General features: G+C 62.0%; 24 protein-coding genes. 12 read left to right on the top strand and 12 right to left on the bottom strand.

The features are described 5' to 3' along the window. The first annotated feature begins 55 nt into the window (after positions 1-55). Positions 56-289 carry a hypothetical protein gene (locus tag AOT83_RS05015; protein ID WP_234795682.1) on the top strand — a complete coding sequence of 78 codons (234 nt, stop codon included), beginning with the start codon at positions 56-58 and terminating at the stop codon, positions 287-289. 16 nt (positions 290-305) lie between these two features. Here AOT83_RS05015 and AOT83_RS27595 read toward each other — a convergent pair whose 3' ends face one another. The 4 genes from AOT83_RS27595 to AOT83_RS04995 form a co-directional block, all read right to left on the bottom strand. Continuing rightward, entirely contained in the window at positions 306-563 is a 258-nt protein-coding gene (locus AOT83_RS27595; protein WP_125911107.1) for a hypothetical protein, read from the bottom strand. 401 nt (positions 564-964) lie between these two features. After that, complete coding sequence (locus AOT83_RS05005) at positions 965-1,417, bottom strand: hypothetical protein (RefSeq protein WP_030095022.1); 453 nt, start codon at positions 1,415-1,417, stop codon at positions 965-967. Positions 1,418-1,421: 4 nt separating this feature from the next. Then, positions 1,422-1,796, bottom strand: a complete 375-nt coding sequence (locus tag AOT83_RS05000) for a hypothetical protein (RefSeq protein WP_030095021.1) — start codon at positions 1,794-1,796, stop codon at positions 1,422-1,424. 17 nt (positions 1,797-1,813) lie between these two features. Beyond that, complete coding sequence (locus AOT83_RS04995; RefSeq protein ID WP_057965008.1) at positions 1,814-3,193, bottom strand: hypothetical protein; 1,380 nt, start codon at positions 3,191-3,193, stop codon at positions 1,814-1,816. A 96-nt stretch (positions 3,194-3,289) separates the two neighbouring features. On the opposite strand from AOT83_RS04995, the gene AOT83_RS04990 reads away from it, so the two are divergent. From AOT83_RS04990 to AOT83_RS04955, 9 genes are all read left to right on the top strand, one after another. Then, positions 3,290-3,547, top strand: a complete 258-nt coding sequence (locus AOT83_RS04990; RefSeq protein WP_052399462.1) for a helix-turn-helix transcriptional regulator — start codon at positions 3,290-3,292, stop codon at positions 3,545-3,547. Between the two features lie 210 nt (positions 3,548-3,757). Next, the gene (locus AOT83_RS04985) at positions 3,758-4,423 is read left to right on the top strand and encodes a hypothetical protein (protein WP_030095018.1); all 666 of its coding nucleotides are present in this window, start codon (positions 3,758-3,760) and stop codon (positions 4,421-4,423) included. A 62-nt stretch (positions 4,424-4,485) separates the two neighbouring features. Further along, positions 4,486-4,896, top strand: coding sequence for a hypothetical protein (locus tag AOT83_RS04980; protein ID WP_030095017.1), 411 nt, complete (start codon positions 4,486-4,488; stop codon positions 4,894-4,896). A gap of 64 nt (positions 4,897-4,960) precedes the next feature. Beyond that, on the top strand, positions 4,961-5,311 hold the full coding sequence (locus AOT83_RS04975; protein ID WP_030095016.1) for a hypothetical protein: 351 nt from the start codon (positions 4,961-4,963) through the stop codon (positions 5,309-5,311). A gap of 48 nt (positions 5,312-5,359) precedes the next feature. After that, entirely contained in the window at positions 5,360-7,015 is a 1,656-nt protein-coding gene (locus tag AOT83_RS04970; protein ID WP_057980016.1) for a DUF4185 domain-containing protein, read from the top strand. A gap of 44 nt (positions 7,016-7,059) precedes the next feature. Next, complete coding sequence (locus AOT83_RS26660; protein WP_070940791.1) at positions 7,060-7,617, top strand: hypothetical protein; 558 nt, start codon at positions 7,060-7,062, stop codon at positions 7,615-7,617. Between the two features lie 2 nt (positions 7,618-7,619). Beyond that, entirely contained in the window at positions 7,620-8,042 is a 423-nt protein-coding gene (locus tag AOT83_RS04965) for a hypothetical protein (RefSeq protein WP_057965010.1), read from the top strand. 139 nt (positions 8,043-8,181) lie between these two features. After that, entirely contained in the window at positions 8,182-8,745 is a 564-nt protein-coding gene (locus AOT83_RS04960; protein WP_230325250.1) for a hypothetical protein, read from the top strand. Between the two features lie 83 nt (positions 8,746-8,828). Next, a complete protein-coding gene (locus AOT83_RS04955) occupies positions 8,829-9,200 on the top strand; it encodes a DUF3887 domain-containing protein (RefSeq protein ID WP_052399456.1) in 372 nt (123 codons plus the stop codon). 336 nt (positions 9,201-9,536) lie between these two features. Here AOT83_RS04955 and AOT83_RS04945 read toward each other — a convergent pair whose 3' ends face one another. The 8 genes from AOT83_RS04945 to AOT83_RS04910 all read right to left on the bottom strand — a co-directional run bounded on the left by AOT83_RS04945 (position 9,537) and on the right by AOT83_RS04910 (position 14,227). Then, a complete protein-coding gene (locus AOT83_RS04945) occupies positions 9,537-10,127 on the bottom strand; it encodes a hypothetical protein (RefSeq protein WP_057965011.1) in 591 nt (196 codons plus the stop codon). Between the two features lie 17 nt (positions 10,128-10,144). Then, on the bottom strand, positions 10,145-10,708 hold the full coding sequence (locus AOT83_RS04940) for a recombinase family protein (RefSeq protein WP_057965012.1): 564 nt from the start codon (positions 10,706-10,708) through the stop codon (positions 10,145-10,147). 183 nt (positions 10,709-10,891) lie between these two features. Then, positions 10,892-11,209 carry a hypothetical protein gene (locus AOT83_RS04935; protein WP_230325251.1) on the bottom strand — a complete coding sequence of 106 codons (318 nt, stop codon included), beginning with the start codon at positions 11,207-11,209 and terminating at the stop codon, positions 10,892-10,894. A gap of 86 nt (positions 11,210-11,295) precedes the next feature. Continuing rightward, complete coding sequence (locus AOT83_RS04930) at positions 11,296-11,919, bottom strand: hypothetical protein (protein ID WP_044104306.1); 624 nt, start codon at positions 11,917-11,919, stop codon at positions 11,296-11,298. A gap of 2 nt (positions 11,920-11,921) precedes the next feature. Continuing rightward, positions 11,922-12,764, bottom strand: coding sequence for a GIY-YIG nuclease family protein (locus AOT83_RS04925; RefSeq protein ID WP_030095006.1), 843 nt, complete (start codon positions 12,762-12,764; stop codon positions 11,922-11,924). 11 nt (positions 12,765-12,775) lie between these two features. Further along, positions 12,776-13,408: a hypothetical protein gene (locus AOT83_RS04920; protein WP_030095005.1), complete on the bottom strand. Its 633-nt coding sequence runs from the start codon at positions 13,406-13,408 to the stop codon at positions 12,776-12,778. A gap of 240 nt (positions 13,409-13,648) precedes the next feature. Further along, positions 13,649-13,894, bottom strand: a complete 246-nt coding sequence (gene nrdH, locus AOT83_RS04915) for a glutaredoxin-like protein NrdH (RefSeq protein WP_030095004.1) — start codon at positions 13,892-13,894, stop codon at positions 13,649-13,651. Positions 13,895-13,978: 84 nt separating this feature from the next. Then, positions 13,979-14,227, bottom strand: a complete 249-nt coding sequence (locus AOT83_RS04910) for a helix-turn-helix domain-containing protein (RefSeq protein WP_030095003.1) — start codon at positions 14,225-14,227, stop codon at positions 13,979-13,981. Positions 14,228-14,318: 91 nt separating this feature from the next. Between AOT83_RS04910 and AOT83_RS27245 the strand changes: the two genes are divergently transcribed. After that, positions 14,319-14,810 (top strand): helix-turn-helix transcriptional regulator, encoded by a 492-nt coding sequence (locus AOT83_RS27245; protein ID WP_070914457.1) that lies wholly within the window; start codon positions 14,319-14,321, stop codon positions 14,808-14,810. Beyond that, the gene (locus AOT83_RS04900) at positions 14,803-16,035 is read left to right on the top strand and encodes a site-specific integrase (RefSeq protein WP_162295409.1); all 1,233 of its coding nucleotides are present in this window, start codon (positions 14,803-14,805) and stop codon (positions 16,033-16,035) included. Before AOT83_RS27245 ends, AOT83_RS04900 begins: the two co-directional genes overlap by 8 nt. Positions 16,036-16,290 lie beyond the last annotated feature (255 nt).

The raw sequence follows: 16,290 nt of genomic DNA, 5'->3' as shown, positions 1-16,290 counted from the left end.
CTAGACCACCGCCTCGCCCGCGTCTACTCGCGAGTTAGCCCAACGCTGATCTAGCGTGAGCAAGGTGACAGAACTGGACCCGGCCGCAGTGTGGCGTGCCCTGCCCAAAACCCTGCAAACCGAACTGCGCGCAAACCCGAACCAGCCCCTTTCCGATGACTTGCTGCGCCGCTTCGACCAGATTGTCGATGACCACGATCTGCCCGTGTTCTGGCGAGCTGACCCCGACAGCGCCTACACCCGGCACCGCCTGCACCCTGCGCTCGCGGAATACATCGGCACACACTGATAGAGAACCCGAGCGCTCAGCTAGGGCACGGTTTGTCCTTATGGGGGAGCTGCCCGCCGATGAGCTCCTCGGAAGACGCACCTCGTGCCCACCGCCAACCGTCCACTAATTCCGCACGGTCCAGGCCTACCCAGAGCCACCATGCCAGGCTCACCCAATGTGCAGAACGGGTCGGAGCGGCACAGAGATCGGCGATCGCCGCCAATGCCATCAGGCCAGCGACGACGAGGATGGCCCAATAGAGCCACGATCGGCGGGCAGTCTGAGACGGCACGAGACGATCTTCTGGGCGTGTGTGTCTACCCGCATCTACAAACACCCTGCTGCGGGGTTCCGCGATCCTAGTTAGCGCAGGGGGGAGCATGAACACCCCAGCCAGTAGTGCGATACTTGCAAAGAACCAATTCCATGCGGTAGCTCCGTACATCACCGCGACAACAAATGACGAGATGAACAAGATAGCGACGAGCACATGGATGCTTGCCTTCGCTCGTGATCCCGTGAACGATCCCCTACGCCGCGACCTCACTGAACGAGTATGTCAAAACTTCGCTGAGTCGGCGCAACGCAGCTCGGCATTGCACCTCTCCCGCTCTTCTGCAGAAATCAGGGCTACATAAACCGCAGGAGGTAAACACGACCCGAGTGTGGAACGTGTGCTGACGTTCATCGTCATCACGCGGGTTTGAGCGTGAAGTCGATGGTCGCGGACGGTGGTGTGATGCCGCCAGGATAGCCTGGACCGTAGCGGGTTCCCTCCCCCACGCCGTCCAGAGTCTGCGGGTTCCACGTGTAGTGAAAGCTCGTGGCATCGGGGATGATTGCGCCGCCTGGGCACGCTATGTCCAGGTGAGAGACATCCATTTCCCACCGCCCCTTCGTGAGCCTCGCCTGCGCGGAGGTGCAGCCTTCATGCTTCTCGTTGTCGCACACCTGCACCGAGCGACAGTCTTGGCCGCACGACGTGAAAAACCAATGATTGCTTACTGTTCCGCCACCTTCACGGTTCGTGCTGGTCTCGATGTAGTGACCGCTCATCTCGCCAGGATCCGCGCCCGCAGACGGTGCGAACACAGCACTGGCCGCGACTAGCACCCCGAATGCCGTGTGGAACAGCTTTTGGCTCATCGCATTACCTATCGTTGGTGTGTGGAAGTGAGGTCGTCCCGTCACCGAGGCTGCCGAGGAAGCCGCGTTTGCGTGGCACGGTTGCTTGCTCCCCCGAGGCACGAATGCCTTTCTCCGGCAACGCGGTGTCGTCATCGTCGGGGTAGTCCTCGACGATCGGCTGTTCGGGGCGTGGGTGCCTCTCACGGTTGGCGGCTGCCGCCTGGCCTACGACACTGACGAGGTAGATTCCCAGTCCGACCAGCGCTAGACAGAACGCGCCGACCGCCATGCCGCCGCTCTTGACCACCTGACCAGCCAGGAAAGCTCCCACCAGGCCCCCGGCGAATATCAGGCTCCCTGCCCACTGACCTGCCGAGGCGGGCTCTTTTTGTGCCATGGTTTCTCCTGTGTCACTTACTCTTTGACGCTTACGGCAAGTTCTTCGGTGTCGTTGAACCGCAGCTCGATGCTGCCTTCGGGGCCGTCCGCCACGTGCAGGTGCGCGGTGTTCATACCCTCGGCTGCCAAGCCTTCGCGCAGCGCTGGTAGGCCACGGGTCCATCGGTCTGCTGAATCGCCTGCCCGTTCGGCGAACCGAAGAACCAGACCGCTCTCGTCTACGGCAGCGCCGATGAGCACTGGAACGTCAATGGTCGTCACGTGCCGCTCGTAGCGTCCGCGTTCGTCGCCTCCGGTCTCCACACGGGTCTCGGTGGTGGCGATGCCAGCGGCTTGCATCAGTGGAGTCAGCCAGGTGTCGTCACGGATGAGTTCGAGCACGGTGTACCGTCGTCCGATTTCGACGATTACGGGGCCGAGTCCGGCCTCCCAGGAGACGTACGACAAATCGTCAAGGAGCCAGGGCTTTTCGTCGCGCACAATCGACGACAGCAGGTCTTCTTCTATCACACCGCCACCGGGATGCAATAGCAGAACCGGGCCACTGTCCGTGACACCAGGAACCGCCAAAGCGGAACGCAGTGACACAGGGAGCTGTGCGCACCAGTGCGTCACCCAGATCGGCGGCTGCCCGTCCGAACCGCCCGTGTACACCACCTGTTCGGCGACCTCGACCGTCTTGGACTCCTCGGTTGCCTGTGCGATGTCCCGTTCGGGCGCTGCGGTGACGTGATCAGCGTTCGGCGCTGCGACCGCGCTTACCGCCGTCTTGCTCAGTGGCTTCTTCTTGGCTTTCTTCTTTTTCTTGGAGGTGGATTTCTTCTTAGCGGACCTGTTCTGCGTCGTTGATGCTGTGCTCGCTGGGCGTGAAGGAGCGCTCGGACGCCGAGGCACATAGGTGGATGTATCAAGACCCGACAACACGAACCCGAGCACCAGGACGGCAATGGAGGCCATAAGCACCTCGATGGCCCCGCTGCCCGTGTCCAGCGACACGCCCTGCAACTCGTCCTCGGGCACCTTGATGAGAGTGGCCTTGTTGAATATCGCGAGCACGGCGAGCGCCACGCCCAGAAAACCAGGTAGTGCAACGGTTTTCAGAGCCGAGTCGGAATCGAGAGACTCGGTGTAGTGCAACGCAGACGCACCGATGATGGCCAGACCCAGTATCAGCGTGACCCACGCGATGGGATAGCCGTGCTCCATGACGGGTGTATCCGCCATCCACGCCACGACGGAGCTGAACGCGCCGGTCCCCGAGACCCTCACTCCCACGCTGGGTATTTCGACCCAGGTCTGAAATCCCGCCACCGCGATGACCAAACCCGCACCACCCGCCAGCAGCGAGACAGCTTTGTATCCGCCGATCCCAGCCCCCTCAGTTCCTGGTGTCACGAGTTCGTGGTGTTACGCCGAACGTATCAACTCATACGTAGATTTGTCTACTTATACGTCGATGACCTGGGGGTTCGCGGCATCCAGTCTTGACGGGTGCCGAGCAAAAAGGTGTCCCTTGTCCCCGACCCGGACACCGACATCACCGCACTCGCGGTCGAGATTCAGAAGCAGCGCGTCACCGCAGGACTCACGTTGGACCAGCTTGCCGAACGCACGGGCATCCCCCGCAACACGATCCACCGGTACGAAAATGGAAAGCTGAACCCCACCGCCAAGGCGCTGTTGCGCCTGGCCATCGGGCTAGAAATCAACATCAGTGAGCTGGTGAAACCCCTCAATCACCTGCGGTAGGACCACACGCGAGATCAGCACTCGGTCGGGACCGGGCTCCAGCATGAGATAGGTGCCGCCCTCTGTTCACTGGGGGTTACGGAGGACCGTCAGAGAGCGGCACCCAGAACCGATTGTGACAGATCGCCGAGGGTTGCTGCACAATCGCGTCCATGGCTGAGCCGTTCGCCGAACACTTGCCCCGGTGCCCCGCACACCCTGGTGTATTCGATGCTTAATCCCATCATCGGAGTCGCGCTCACCGGCCTAAGTGAGCTTGCCGACACGATGGCCGTCGCGGGAGCAGAAATCCTGCAAGCAGTCATCGACGCCCAACACCATGAACCTCAGCAAGTGGCTGCTAGTGCGCTGCTCTCAGGCACCGCCACCGTCATGGCCGCGTACCGCCGACACATCCACGCCATCGGCACCCATATGGGCACCGCAGCCACCGCCCTCACATCGGCCTGGACCCCCTACGGAGCCAGCGGAGACTGGAACGTACCCGAGGATCTGCGAGCACCCCAGCTGCCCGAACTGACCATCGCCATCACCGCCGCAGCCCCACGCCCACTGGCCGGCGGTGAAATCCTCGACCCCGCCTATCTCGAAGACGTGCTCGTACGAGTACGCCACGTCAGCAACACCTTCGCCACCCCCAGCATCGAGGCATTCACCACCTTCGTGCGCAGCGAGCTACTGGTCGGTGAACTCACCGAAGCATTCGACACCATCATGGTCGAACACGCCGCCGCGATGGCCATCACATCCACCACCATGCAACAACACCTGACTCACCTGGCCGACACCATCCAGACCGCCCACCGCCAGTACCGCGACACCAACCTATGGACACCCATCACCACCACAGCCGACACCGGCGCAGCCGCCAGCTAAAGAGCTTGCGACGCTCAACAACATGCTTGTGTCCCCCCACCGCCTGTGCGGCGGGCTACCAGATGGAGAACTGGCCCACCGCGCACCTGGACGAAACCCGCCGAAACATGATGGAAGCGGTCAAAGCCTGGCGCAGCGCTGCCGTAGCCCACGGGCACGCCGTCGATATGTACGACATCGCCGAAGAAACAGACCGAAAAGGCGAGAAAGCCGACACCCGAGGCTTACGGCCACTCGCCCAAGACCTGCGCGAGCGTACCGCTCAACTGGTGCCTATCGACACCCGCTACGACACCACCGCCTTGCAAGCCAGCGCCTACGCCTGCAACGAGGCCCTGGACCGCATCAACGAAAAACATGCCCTGGTCGCCGCCCGCCTCAACGACACCGCCACCAAACTCGACGACATAGCCCAGCACTACGACACCCCGCCAGGCAAACGCCCACGCACAGCCCCTCAACGACCACGATGAGCCCCTGCGCAAACAGCGTTGCGGTAAACTGCGGTCACCAGTTAGCTGCGGGGAGGGGCTGTCGATGACTCTCAAGGTCACACCGAATGAGTTGCGCGCGGGCGCGAACAGCATTGACGCCGAAAAGGCAGTGATCACCGGGATCGCGATACCCGACGAGACCGCAGCGGTCACAGGGCTGGAGGGGTTTGTGACGGCCAGCAAGCTTTCGGCTGCCGATGACGCGGTGAAATCAGCATTGAAAATCGTGGGGGGACGCGACGAAATCATGGCCAACCTGCTACGCAACACCGGCAACACCTTCGAGTTGGTTTCCAGCACACTCGCTCCCGGCTTGCTGACCCCGCCGTGGATGTCCCAGCAAGTCGCTACCGGACTGACCGGGATGGGCGATATGAACCTGTCCCGCAAGTAGCCTCATGCCACCGACTGCGGCCACGATCACGTCAACGAGGAGCGCCTGATGGGTCGCCCATCAAAGAGCCAGGTGTTCAAGGCCAACGTCAACGCCCTCGGGGACATGGCCCAACCCCTGCGCGATGCCGCCTCGAAGGTGGCCTCCTCGGGGGAACGCGTGCACACCACCATCAACAACTTCGACTGGGAAGGTAAGGCCCGCGAATCCGCTGTAGCACGCTCCGACCGTGAACTGACCCAAAAGCGTATCGTCGCCGCCGACCTGAACGCCCTGGCCGACGCTTACGAGAACGGCAAAAAGACCATGGGGCCGATGATCGACGGCCTCAAATCCAAAGCCCAAGGGTTGGAAGGCAACGGCTACAGCGTCACCGAGGACTGGGAAGCCAAAGACACCTACGACTACCCCGCCTGCCGACGACTCGCAAAAATGATGGACCCCAACGACACAGCGGGACTGCAAGCACAAATCAACCAGCTGGAAGCCCAACGCACCAACGAAGCCAAAACCGAAACCGCCAACATGCGACGCCTCGCCGACGAACTTGGCGTGGCCGACCAAAACACCGCCACCGCGATCGGTAGCGCCATCGACGCACTCACTGGAACCGGGACACCGCTTGTGCTGCCACCGGGTCTATCTGATGGACAGGTGCGCAACCTCGGCTCTGTTGCAGGAACGGGCGCGAACATCCCTGGTATCGGTGCCGCCGACCTGGGCGAGATCGTGCAGCTGCCCAACGGGCAATACGTCGCGGTTCTTGGCGACTCGTATCGCGGCGGCAGGATGGGCGAAGGCGAACACTTCCCCTCAGTGGCCGTGCCAGTCACCTTCGACGCGAACGGCAAGGCACATTTCGGGGCACCAATTACCGGACCAGACGGCAGCAACACCCTGTTCCCACTACCACAGGCAGCCAAAGACGCCGGGGCCAACAACTCGTTGCCCGCAGGCAGTATCACCACCCGCGACGGACGCACCTACATGATGGTCGTAGGCACCAACACCAACGAAGGCTTAGCACCCAAAGGCGGCTCCTGGCTCGTCGAAGTCAACAACAACCCCGCCGGCGGTTGGAAACCCGTGGATGGCAGCTACAAACCCTGGGCGTCGATAGAAAACCCCAACAAGGCACCGGGGGAGCCCCCACGGATCAGCGACCCCACCAAACCACCCACCCAAATCAGCGGCTACCAAGGCAACGACGGACGCATCTACATCGCCGCCGACGGCTTTGACCGCCACCAAAGCGTCACCATGTACAGCGTCGATCCCGACCACATCACCGACCGCAACGCCTGGCAACCCTGGAACGGCAACGGCTGGGGACAACCAGGCGAAAACTCCGCGCAATCAGCCGCTCGTGTGAGCGGCGACAATTTTGGGGAAATCAGCTTCCGCGAGGTGGAAGGACGACCCGTTCTGTCAGGTTTCAACGGCAGTACAGGAAACACCGAAGTGCACGTCAGCAGCGGGCTTGCTACGCAGATATTTGACGCTGGCCAGAGCCAGACCACAACAGTTGCGCAGGGTGGTCCGTGGGGTGATCCCACCAGAGTCCCGCAGAACTACGGCGGCTACATCATGCCCGGTGCCACACTGGACAACATGGGAATCCTGGTCAGCCAATGGAACACCACACCAGACAACAACGGCATCCCCTATACCGTCGAGCAATTCCAAGTGAACCCCCACAACTAGAGGTGTTGATAACGCCAACACCGTCTGAGCCGATAGGACACCACATGACCGCCAAGACCATCGCCGTCACGGTAGGACTCATCAGTGCCGCCCTGCTCAGCGCATGCACAGCAACCGCCGAACCAACAACGACTCCCACCGAGCCACCCAAATCCGGCGACGCAGCCCGATTCCCCGACCTCAGCAGCTACACGCCCGTTGACATTGTCGATTACCGCATCGACACTACAAGCCCTGGACATCCCAGCTCAGGAACATACTTCCTCACCCCAGATGGCATCATGTGCAACTTCCCCACTCTGGTTGCCCAATGTATGGGGAACAACTTCCCTGGAGTCCCCCCCGCAGCTTCTAATCCCTCTGCCGGAGCCAATGGAGTGAACTGGATCAGTACGGATGGGGGACTAAAGCAAACCAACGCGGCTCCAGCGTCCGGTGTCGTTCTCGGGCAGCAGATTAAGGCTCTGCCTCCGTTTCATTCCATCACGGTCAGCGACGTGACCTGTGGTGTTGATGACAAGGGGACCACGGCGTGCAAGGACCCGCAGGGCCGCGCTTTTGTGTTGTCGCCGTCGTGGTCTGGCTGGATACCCAAAGTCTGAGTATGTCTGACATTGCGCATCTGCATCCGTTGATGCAGGAAGCCCTGCGCACAGGCGCGGTGCCGTCCCGTGAAGAGTTGGCTCGCCTGTTGGGCAAGAAGATTGAGGACATCCCGCGTCCAGACGACGAGGATGAGAAGAACACCGCAGAGCTCGAAGACCCTGACGCCGAGGTGTTCCGCGCACGCTACCGCGCAATGGTGGATGAGAGACTTGCGGATTGGCTCGCTGACGAGCGGGAACGCGACGCTGGTTCCCTATTCGATTTAGGCGACCGAACCGTTCCCGTCGATGTGCGACAACAGATTGAACAGGACTGCCAACGCCGAATCCAGCAGGAGTGGCGCACCTACCTGCAGCGGCGCGACGATCCCGACGACGATGACGGCGGTAGTCCTACGTCATGGATGCAATCAGTTCAATAGGCACACCTTTCAGTGCCCGCGCACCACCCGTCTGCCTCTCTGACCTCTCCACGCCGTCGAACAGCGTCAGTTGGCAAACGGATAAAGCACTTGGCGACAGCTTCACACTCGCAATCACGTGCTGTGGGAAACTGACCGCGTGGAAGGTAGTCCGCACGACGTGTTGGCGCTGCTGCGTGCGCGCCGCGACCAAGCAGCCGAATTATCCCACCACGCAGGAGAAGTGGGAGTCGCTGTCCACGAGGTGCTCGCTGAGCTGACCCGTCGCGCACAAGTCATCGCAGACCAGTATCCCGAAGAGGAAGCGGTGAACCCTCGACTTATCGTGGAAATGCCCGTGGTGGTGGAAGCACTCTCGGCGCTAGTGGACACCCTCATGGCACTGGACAATCTCATCACCGAATGGGCCGACATCGTGGGACCGCGCCGCGAGGTAATGATCAAATTCCTCGACCGCCTGCAATCGGAAGGCTTCGAGGTCGCCAACGACTGGGAAATCACCGACGCCCACACCTGGCCTGCCTTGGGGGCCGACGCCGACCCCGAACTACTTGTCCAGCGTCAGGCTGAGAAGGCCATGCGCACCGAACGCGCAACGGCCTACCGCGAACGCATCACACGCATAGTGACAGCGTTCGAAGAGACCCAGACCCAGTACACCGAGCAAGTCCGTAACCTCATCCCCACGGTGCTCGACGGATAACCGCCCCGACCTCGTTGTCCATCGCGTACCGTCTTGCATATGCGGCAAACGCTGGCGATGCTGAAACGCTCGGTGCTCTTGCCATGAGTGCGACTGCCTGCGGTGGGGCGGACACACCAAAAGCGAGCGTTGCCGATAGCCCCGACCAACTGGCTTTAGCGACGCTGGATCAGATCGTGCAAGGCAACAATGCAGCCGCCACAGCCCATTTCGACCCGACCATGGCGGACATGCTGTCGGCTCCAGCTTTGGGGCAATCATGGATCACCTACCAAGAACTGCTGGGCACATACCAATCACACGGGGAACCCGAAGACATTCGGCGCGGGGAGCTGACCGTGGTCAACGTGCCTCTGCAGATGGAACGTGCGCCTGGCCAGTTCAGGCTGACCGTGCACCCCGACGGCACCATCGCGGGCCTGTACTTCCTCAAAGAAGGCGTCCCCGTACCCTGAACTCGCTGCACCCACAATCCACCGACCGCTCCCCTACTGCACCACAACGGAAACACACTACATACCAAGCAATCTCGCCCCGTTCGGCTTCCGCCAATGTCTCCAGCCATCTCGTCCACTCGGGAACCTGCTCGGCAGGAATAGCGTGAATCTGGGCGTCGAGGTGCCAATCCCACCCGCAATCCAGCTCACTGTCGGGCTGATCCTCCTCGACCCCGTACGTACCAGCATCGCCGGGAGCCCACCGCATAGCGTCCGACCAGCCGTACTGCCAATCATCGAGCGGCTCGTCATCATCGAGCAGCGCGTCGATCCTGGATATGAGGTGATCGGAGTTCACGTCATATCCCGACGAGACTGCTCGTATTCATCGTCTCGTGCGGCACGAATCGCAGAAAGCAGTGCAGACGATGCTTCCGCTGCCTTGTTGAAATCGAGTGTGCCGCCAAGCCAGTTGAATGCTTCTTTGCCAAGGCTTTTCACCTCCAGTGCACGACGACCCACGTTGGGGTTGTGCCGTCTGTCGAAGTCGGTCCCGTACTCGTGGATGTGTTGTGTCACATCGCGCATGAGCTTCAAATCAGGCAGCGCCGCGTTGAACTCTTCCAGCGGTACCCAACGACCGCCGAGGGCTGACTGTGCGAGGCGTCCCGCCAGATGTAGACGCCACAACGCCGCGATCAAGAAGTCAACGTCGATGAGGGCTTTCCAGAAGCCATCAGGGTCGCCAGCCATCGGGCCTCCATCAATGCGATCAAACTGCATCTTTATGGCCATCGCGGCATCGTTGGCCAGCCGCGCAGCCCGTTGCAAGACAGCCAGTTTTGTCGGCGTAGCAGCGTTCCAGTACGCGTCATGGTCGCGGATGAACTCTCGAACGTCCTCATAGTCCTCGCGCTGAGGTGCGTCGTCTCCATGAACGTTCATCCCGCAATACAACCAGGTCATCCAGCCTGTCGCACATACCGGAACACCGTCGCCCTGGACACTCCGAACATCGACATCAGCTCGCTCACGGGCTCACCCGACTGATAGAGCCGAACAAGCCGTTCCTGCTGCCCCATTGGAAGTTTCGGTGGGCGGGTAGCAGGTAGTCCACGGCTCACTCGCGCCTCACGAGAAGCGGTGCGCCGTTCTTTCCCCAGCTCAAGTTCCAACTCGGCAATCGAGGACATGATCTGCACGATGGCCCGCCCCGTGGGTGTGCTGGTGTCCACACCCTCCCGAAGCGACCGCAGCGCGATGCCTCGCGCGGTCAGATCGGCCAGGGCAGTGGCGACCTCGCGCACCGACCGCCCAATCCTGTCCACTGCCGCGACGACCAGCGTGTCGCCCTCCCTGAGCCACGCCAGGCACTCGGCCCAACCAGGACGCTCGGACCCAGCACGACCTGATGCCACATCGCAGAACTCACGGTCGGGCTTGATTCCTGCCGAGTCCAGGGCGTCCCGCTGCTGCTCGATGGACTGATGCCCCGTGGAGACACGGACATAGGTCGCCGTGCTCATGCACACTCCCAGTGAGACGGGTTGTGCGACAGAGTATGTGACACCAAGATGTGAGACTGCCCGACCTGCTGTTTCCCATTGCCGGCATTGTGTTGTCGTGGGTGTAACACATCTTTAGATGTGAGACCGGCATACAGGCTGACGACGAGCAGCCGTTCCTCGGGCGTCAATGGAGGCTCGGCATCAAGCATCGGACTCGACCGCCTCAATGAACTTGTTCACGAGTCTTGCCCACACCCAACGCAGCTCGGCTACAGCGGCTTCCCTGGCCGCATCGGCGCACATGCTCAACACGTCATCTCTGCTGTCCAGCTCGTGGCGGCTCTGGATGACCCGAGCAGCACCGACGACACGAGACCACCCCGTAGTCAGCTCGGCCCACGCCTCGGGACGATCAGCAGCCGAGCACGACTCGGCGTCGGGTCCAGCGAGATGTTGTGGTTCATCGAACAGGTCGGCCAGTGCCATGAGATGAGTTCGAATGGTGGGGGTTTCGGACATGCCTCGACGCTAGAACGGTTGGCCGACAAGGACAATTGGGATGGGTGCACGTCCCCGAGCTAGTCGGGACATTTTGAGGGAATTGGTCAGGCTCCCCGGAACGTCCGCTCCTCCACTAGCTTCATCAACGCCTTCGTATCCACCTGGGCGCGGCCCTTGAGCGCGTCCCCCATCAGTACCCCACCCACCTGGTCCCATATCGACAGGCGGGCCAGGCGCACCATTCCATGCAGCGCCATCAGATCTTTGGTGGCGTCGTAGAGGGCGCGCTGCCTGCTTCGGGATGACCCGAGTGGTTCCCAGACGCCGCGCGGGCTGGACGGCCCGAACATCCGCACCGCTTTGTCGCTGGTCCAGTAGCCGGGCCGCGAGGCCGCTGCCCGCGCGCCTTCGGCTTCATAACGGACCAGGTATTCGAGGTATTGCTGCCGCCACGGCAGCTCCCGGCCCCACTTCTGCTGGAGGCTGACCTCGCGGTAGCACGTGAAATGCTGCTCCTCATCCAGTTCGACCACCCGGCCATCAGGCAACGTCACGTCCCAGCCGCCCGTGTAATAGGGCGGCAAGTTGTCGGCTATCCCGCCCATCGCCCGGTACAGCCGGTGAAGCTGCTGCTGGGCCTGCGGCGGCACCGTGTGCAGGTAGATCCGGGACCGAGTGTGCGGCGCTGCGCCCAGCAGTCGGGCCAACACGGTTTCGCGGGCTCCCATGGCTAGTTCCTGTTGTTGCCGAAGGTCCGCGACATCAGAACGCGCTTCCAGTAGGTTTCGCGGTCGGTGACATCTTGGTCCTCGGTTCGATTGGACCAGAATTCCAGGAGCGCGAACCGCAGATTCTGGAGGGCGTAATCGGTGCCCTTGTCCGCCACCAGCGCCCGCAGCGCCACATTGTCGCCGTGCAGCGTCTCGGTGTACCGCCGCAGCCGCTGCCAGATACCCTCGCCCCCGTAGGCCGCACCCACGTAAGGTGCGCCCGTCACCTGGTCGTGAATGACATAGACGCCCTTCATGTGTTCCAGCGCGATACGCCAATCCGGTCGATTCTGACTGACCACGACGCGCAGCTCTTGCAGCGAATGATCAATCCGGTCATGGCCGGGGAATGCCTCACCCGCGTAGGGCTGTTCGAGCACCGAACCAACGCTCATCCGTTCCAGGTACGTTTCCAGGTTCAGCCGAGTGATCCGCGCAGGCAAGCCGAAGCGCACTACTAACCGCTTGATGTACGGGGCCATGATGTCCTCACGCAGCGCAAGGTCGTAGGAGTGGGTGTGCGCAGTTGTCTTGCGTCCCAACACCTCAAACACACCACCGAAAAGCCAGCTTTCCGTGGCCTTCTTCTCTCGCGCCATCGCGAAGATGTACCTGCGGTTGAAATCATCACGGGCTCCACGCCAACGACTCCACTGAACCCATTCCTCCCAAGAACGGGCAAGAACGTCAATCGGATGCTCTTTGCCGTTCCACACCGCGCAGTGCAGCTTGCATTCGGCAGGGTTCAGATCACCGAGCAACCCGCGAAGCGGTATCGGCAACGCGCCGGGCTCACCTGACATCCCAGCCCCTCTCAGTTCTTGCGCGGCGCGCTCATATATCGCCAGATCGCGTGATCGAGCACCGTAGAGGAAACCTCAAGCTCCTTCGCGACATCCGTCACCAGCTCAGCGACTTGCTCTGCGGACACTTCGCGGTTAATCGCCTGGGCGACAAAGCGAGTCACCAGCGTGTCCGCCTTCACCCCGTCATGGCCCAACAGCATCAGGAAATACGACCAGGTGACCGGCCCCAACCCTTTTGTCCCCACGTAGGCACCCCGGTGGCCGGGACTGTCCCGCACATCGCGGGCGTGCACCGCACCGGAAGCTGCAAGCCTTCCTGCCGCATCCACAATGGCCACAGCCTTAAGGACACCACCCGTGCTCTGACGGTTCCCCAGTACCTCTGCGAGGGACTGCTCATCTACAGCCGCCAGCACCCGCAAATCGTCCCACGGAGCGCGATCTGGGAAAGCCTTCTTGTATCTGCCGATAGCGCCCCGAACCCCCGTATCGGCAGACGTGCCATAGCGGGCTTGTATCGACAGCACCGCATCAATCAACGCCAACTCAATCGCACCCGGCCAACCATCGGGAACGTGATCGAGTGACGGCGGCAACTCCGCACGAACACGCGCCAACAACAACGCAACCTCGTCCGACATCGAATCCCCTCAATCCTCGGAAAACCGAGTGGCCTCCCCGACCTACCCAGAACGCTAGTCACCGAACGCCCCTCTGTCCCCGCTTCGCGCAATCCGGTTCGCCCACAACACTCTTGGCGCCCATTGCCCGTGCACGAACCATTGCACATCGCCCTGCTGAGCCTGAGATCGCGAGCCAGGCTATCCACGCGGGCACCTGGCTGGCCGGGATCACGTCAATCCGGGAGATCGGCTCATCCTTTACGCGGCGTGCTTCTTCTCCGTCAGTTCGGCGATCCTGTCTGGGCGGAATCCCGCCCAGTGCCGACCATCAGGGAGCACGACCACCGGCAGACTCGAATATCCGAGCGCCCGAACTTCATCCCGCGCTGACGGATCAGCGTCCACGTCTACCGCACGATATGAGATGCCATGGTGGCCGAACGCCTTCTTGGTGGCGTTGCACTGGGGGCACGCGGTTTTGGTGTACACGACGATCTCATGCATCGCAGCTCACCGCCGCACGAGCATTGTTGGACATCGAGTATCCGTCGTATCCGTTGCCGCGCGGCGCGATCGTTTCACTCGTCATCAGGCGGCACCTCGCCGCTTGTGCGCCGGAGTCATCCCCGGACGACGCGCAGTGTCCCCGGTTTCCACCCGATCAGCGACGTAGCGATCCAGGTCGGCGCGGTGCACATAGGGCGTGCGTCCGATACGACGGATGCTCAGCTCACCGGCATACACAAGGTCACGAACGAACCGCGCCGACTTCCGCAGGTACCGGCCTGCTTCGGTGTAGCTCAGCAGCGGACTCAGGTCCGCATCCATCTCCATCATGAGTTCCAATCTATCAGATAATTCCGTAAGATACAGATATATAGATCAATACGGGGAGAAGATTCGGAAAGATGTGGCATACTCCCTTGACATGGGCAGGAAAGCCATCGAACTCGGCGCAACCGGGCGCACCGTAGCCACGAACATCACCCGTTTCCGTGGCCTTCGCGGGCTGACCTTGGCTCAGCTGTCCGACCGGATGGTGGAGGTGGGGCGTCCGCTCACTGGTAACACCCTCTCGGCCATCGAGAACCTCGACCGCAGGGCCGATGTGGACGACCTAGTGGCCATTGCCGCCGCCCTTGAGGTGTCTCCCGCTGCCCTACTCATGCCTCAAGTAGATGAGGACGAAGACGGCGGAATCGCATGGCTCATTCCCACCAGCGCCGAACCGGACCGTGGCGAAGAGACGGTACCGACCATTCAGTCCGGCCAGTTCTGGGACTGGCTGACCGCTGACGCTCCTTTGAGTGAACCCCTGCACACGGACACCGGGCGAGACGAGTTCGCCGTCGAAGCGTGGCGGCGGGCGCAGGTGCCGCCATTCGCGCACCGGATGCGGCCAGGTGACCGCCGTGGCTGAGAAGAGAAAGAAGGCGTACCACGGGGCGGGATACACCCGCAGCTACGCGATCAAGGGCGGTACCCGCTGGCGGTACCAGATTCAGGTGCCGCGTGACCCTGCGCATCCTGAACGCGGCACGAAAACCATCACCAAGGCCGGGTTTCTCACCGAGAAAGCCGCCGACACGGCCAAGCAGAAAGCGCAGCGCGATGCCGCCCGTGGACTCCGTATCGGCACCAAGGTCCCGACGCTGCGGGACTACTCGGCGCAGTGGCTGGATTCCCTGGACTTGGCGGCAGCAACCGTGGCGGGATACCGCCGCCAGTTCTACCGCCACGTACTCCCCCGCATCGGTGACCTGACGCTGGACGCCATCACCACCACGGGTCTGAACACTTTGTACCGGCAGATGCAGACCGAAGCGCCGCCCGCCATCTCGGGGCGGTGGTCTGATCCGAAGCCGTTGGGCGCGAACTCGGTTCGTAAGATCGCCACCACTCTCGGGGCACTCCTGGACGCGGCGATTGCCGATAAACACATCCTGGACAACCCCGCCAAGAGCGACGGAATCCGCAAGCCGAGCAAGCAGGCAGTGACGGAGCAGTCCGCCGAGATGACGGTCTGGACCGCTGAGCAGATGACCGCGTTCCTCACCTGGAACCGAGAGGTCCGCCGCGACCCGGATCACCCGCTGTGGAACCTGTACGCCGCGTCCGGTGCCCGGCGCTCTGAGGTGCTGGCGCTGCGATGGTCGGACATCGACCTCAAGACCGGCAAGGTACACATCCGGCGCACCCTGGACACTGCCCGTCCGGGCGAGACCAAGAAGCCGAAGAACGGCAAGGCCCGCTCATTCGGGGTGTCGCCGTCCACAGTGACTGTCCTCAAGGACTGGCGGCGGCTGCTGGCTGCGCGTGACCTGAATCTCGTACGTGGTGATCGGTGGGTGTTCCCGATGCCCGGCGATTGGGAGCGTCACCGCAATCCGGCGAGCACGTCCGAGATGTTCACCCGCCGCGTCGAATGGGCACAAGCGGCGCTCGGCGGTGAGGATGTGCTCCCGACGATTCACCTGCACGAGGTGCGGCACAGCGCCGCGACCATTCTGATCGCCCACGGCACCGACCCGAAGACGGTCGCCGAACGCCTCGGCCATGAGTCCGTCCGCATCACCCTAGACATCTACACGCACGTGACGAAGCAGTCCGATGATCGCGCCGCCGCGCTGCTGGACTTCGGTTGAGCACAATGCGTAATCCGATGCGTAATGCGTTCGAGAAAACCTCGTCTCGACTCCCCCGATACACCGCTGCAACACCACTAAAACACCTGCTCAGATCTTATTTCCGTAACATGCGGAAAGCGCAGGTCACTGACCGTGACAGGAGTTCGAGTCCCGTCAGCCACCCCACCAAGAAGATCGCCCCATCTGCGCAATCGCAGATGGGGCGATCTTCATTTTGGCGACTTGGAGAACTCAGTTAAGCGACGTGGCAGA

The sequence above is a fragment of the Mycobacteroides sp. H001 genome (genome assembly GCF_001440005.1).
GTDB lineage: Bacteria > Actinomycetota > Actinomycetes > Mycobacteriales > Mycobacteriaceae > Mycobacterium > Mycobacterium gwanakae.
Note: the sequence above shows the minus strand (reverse complement) of the source record. Positions and strands in the feature narration are given on the sequence as shown.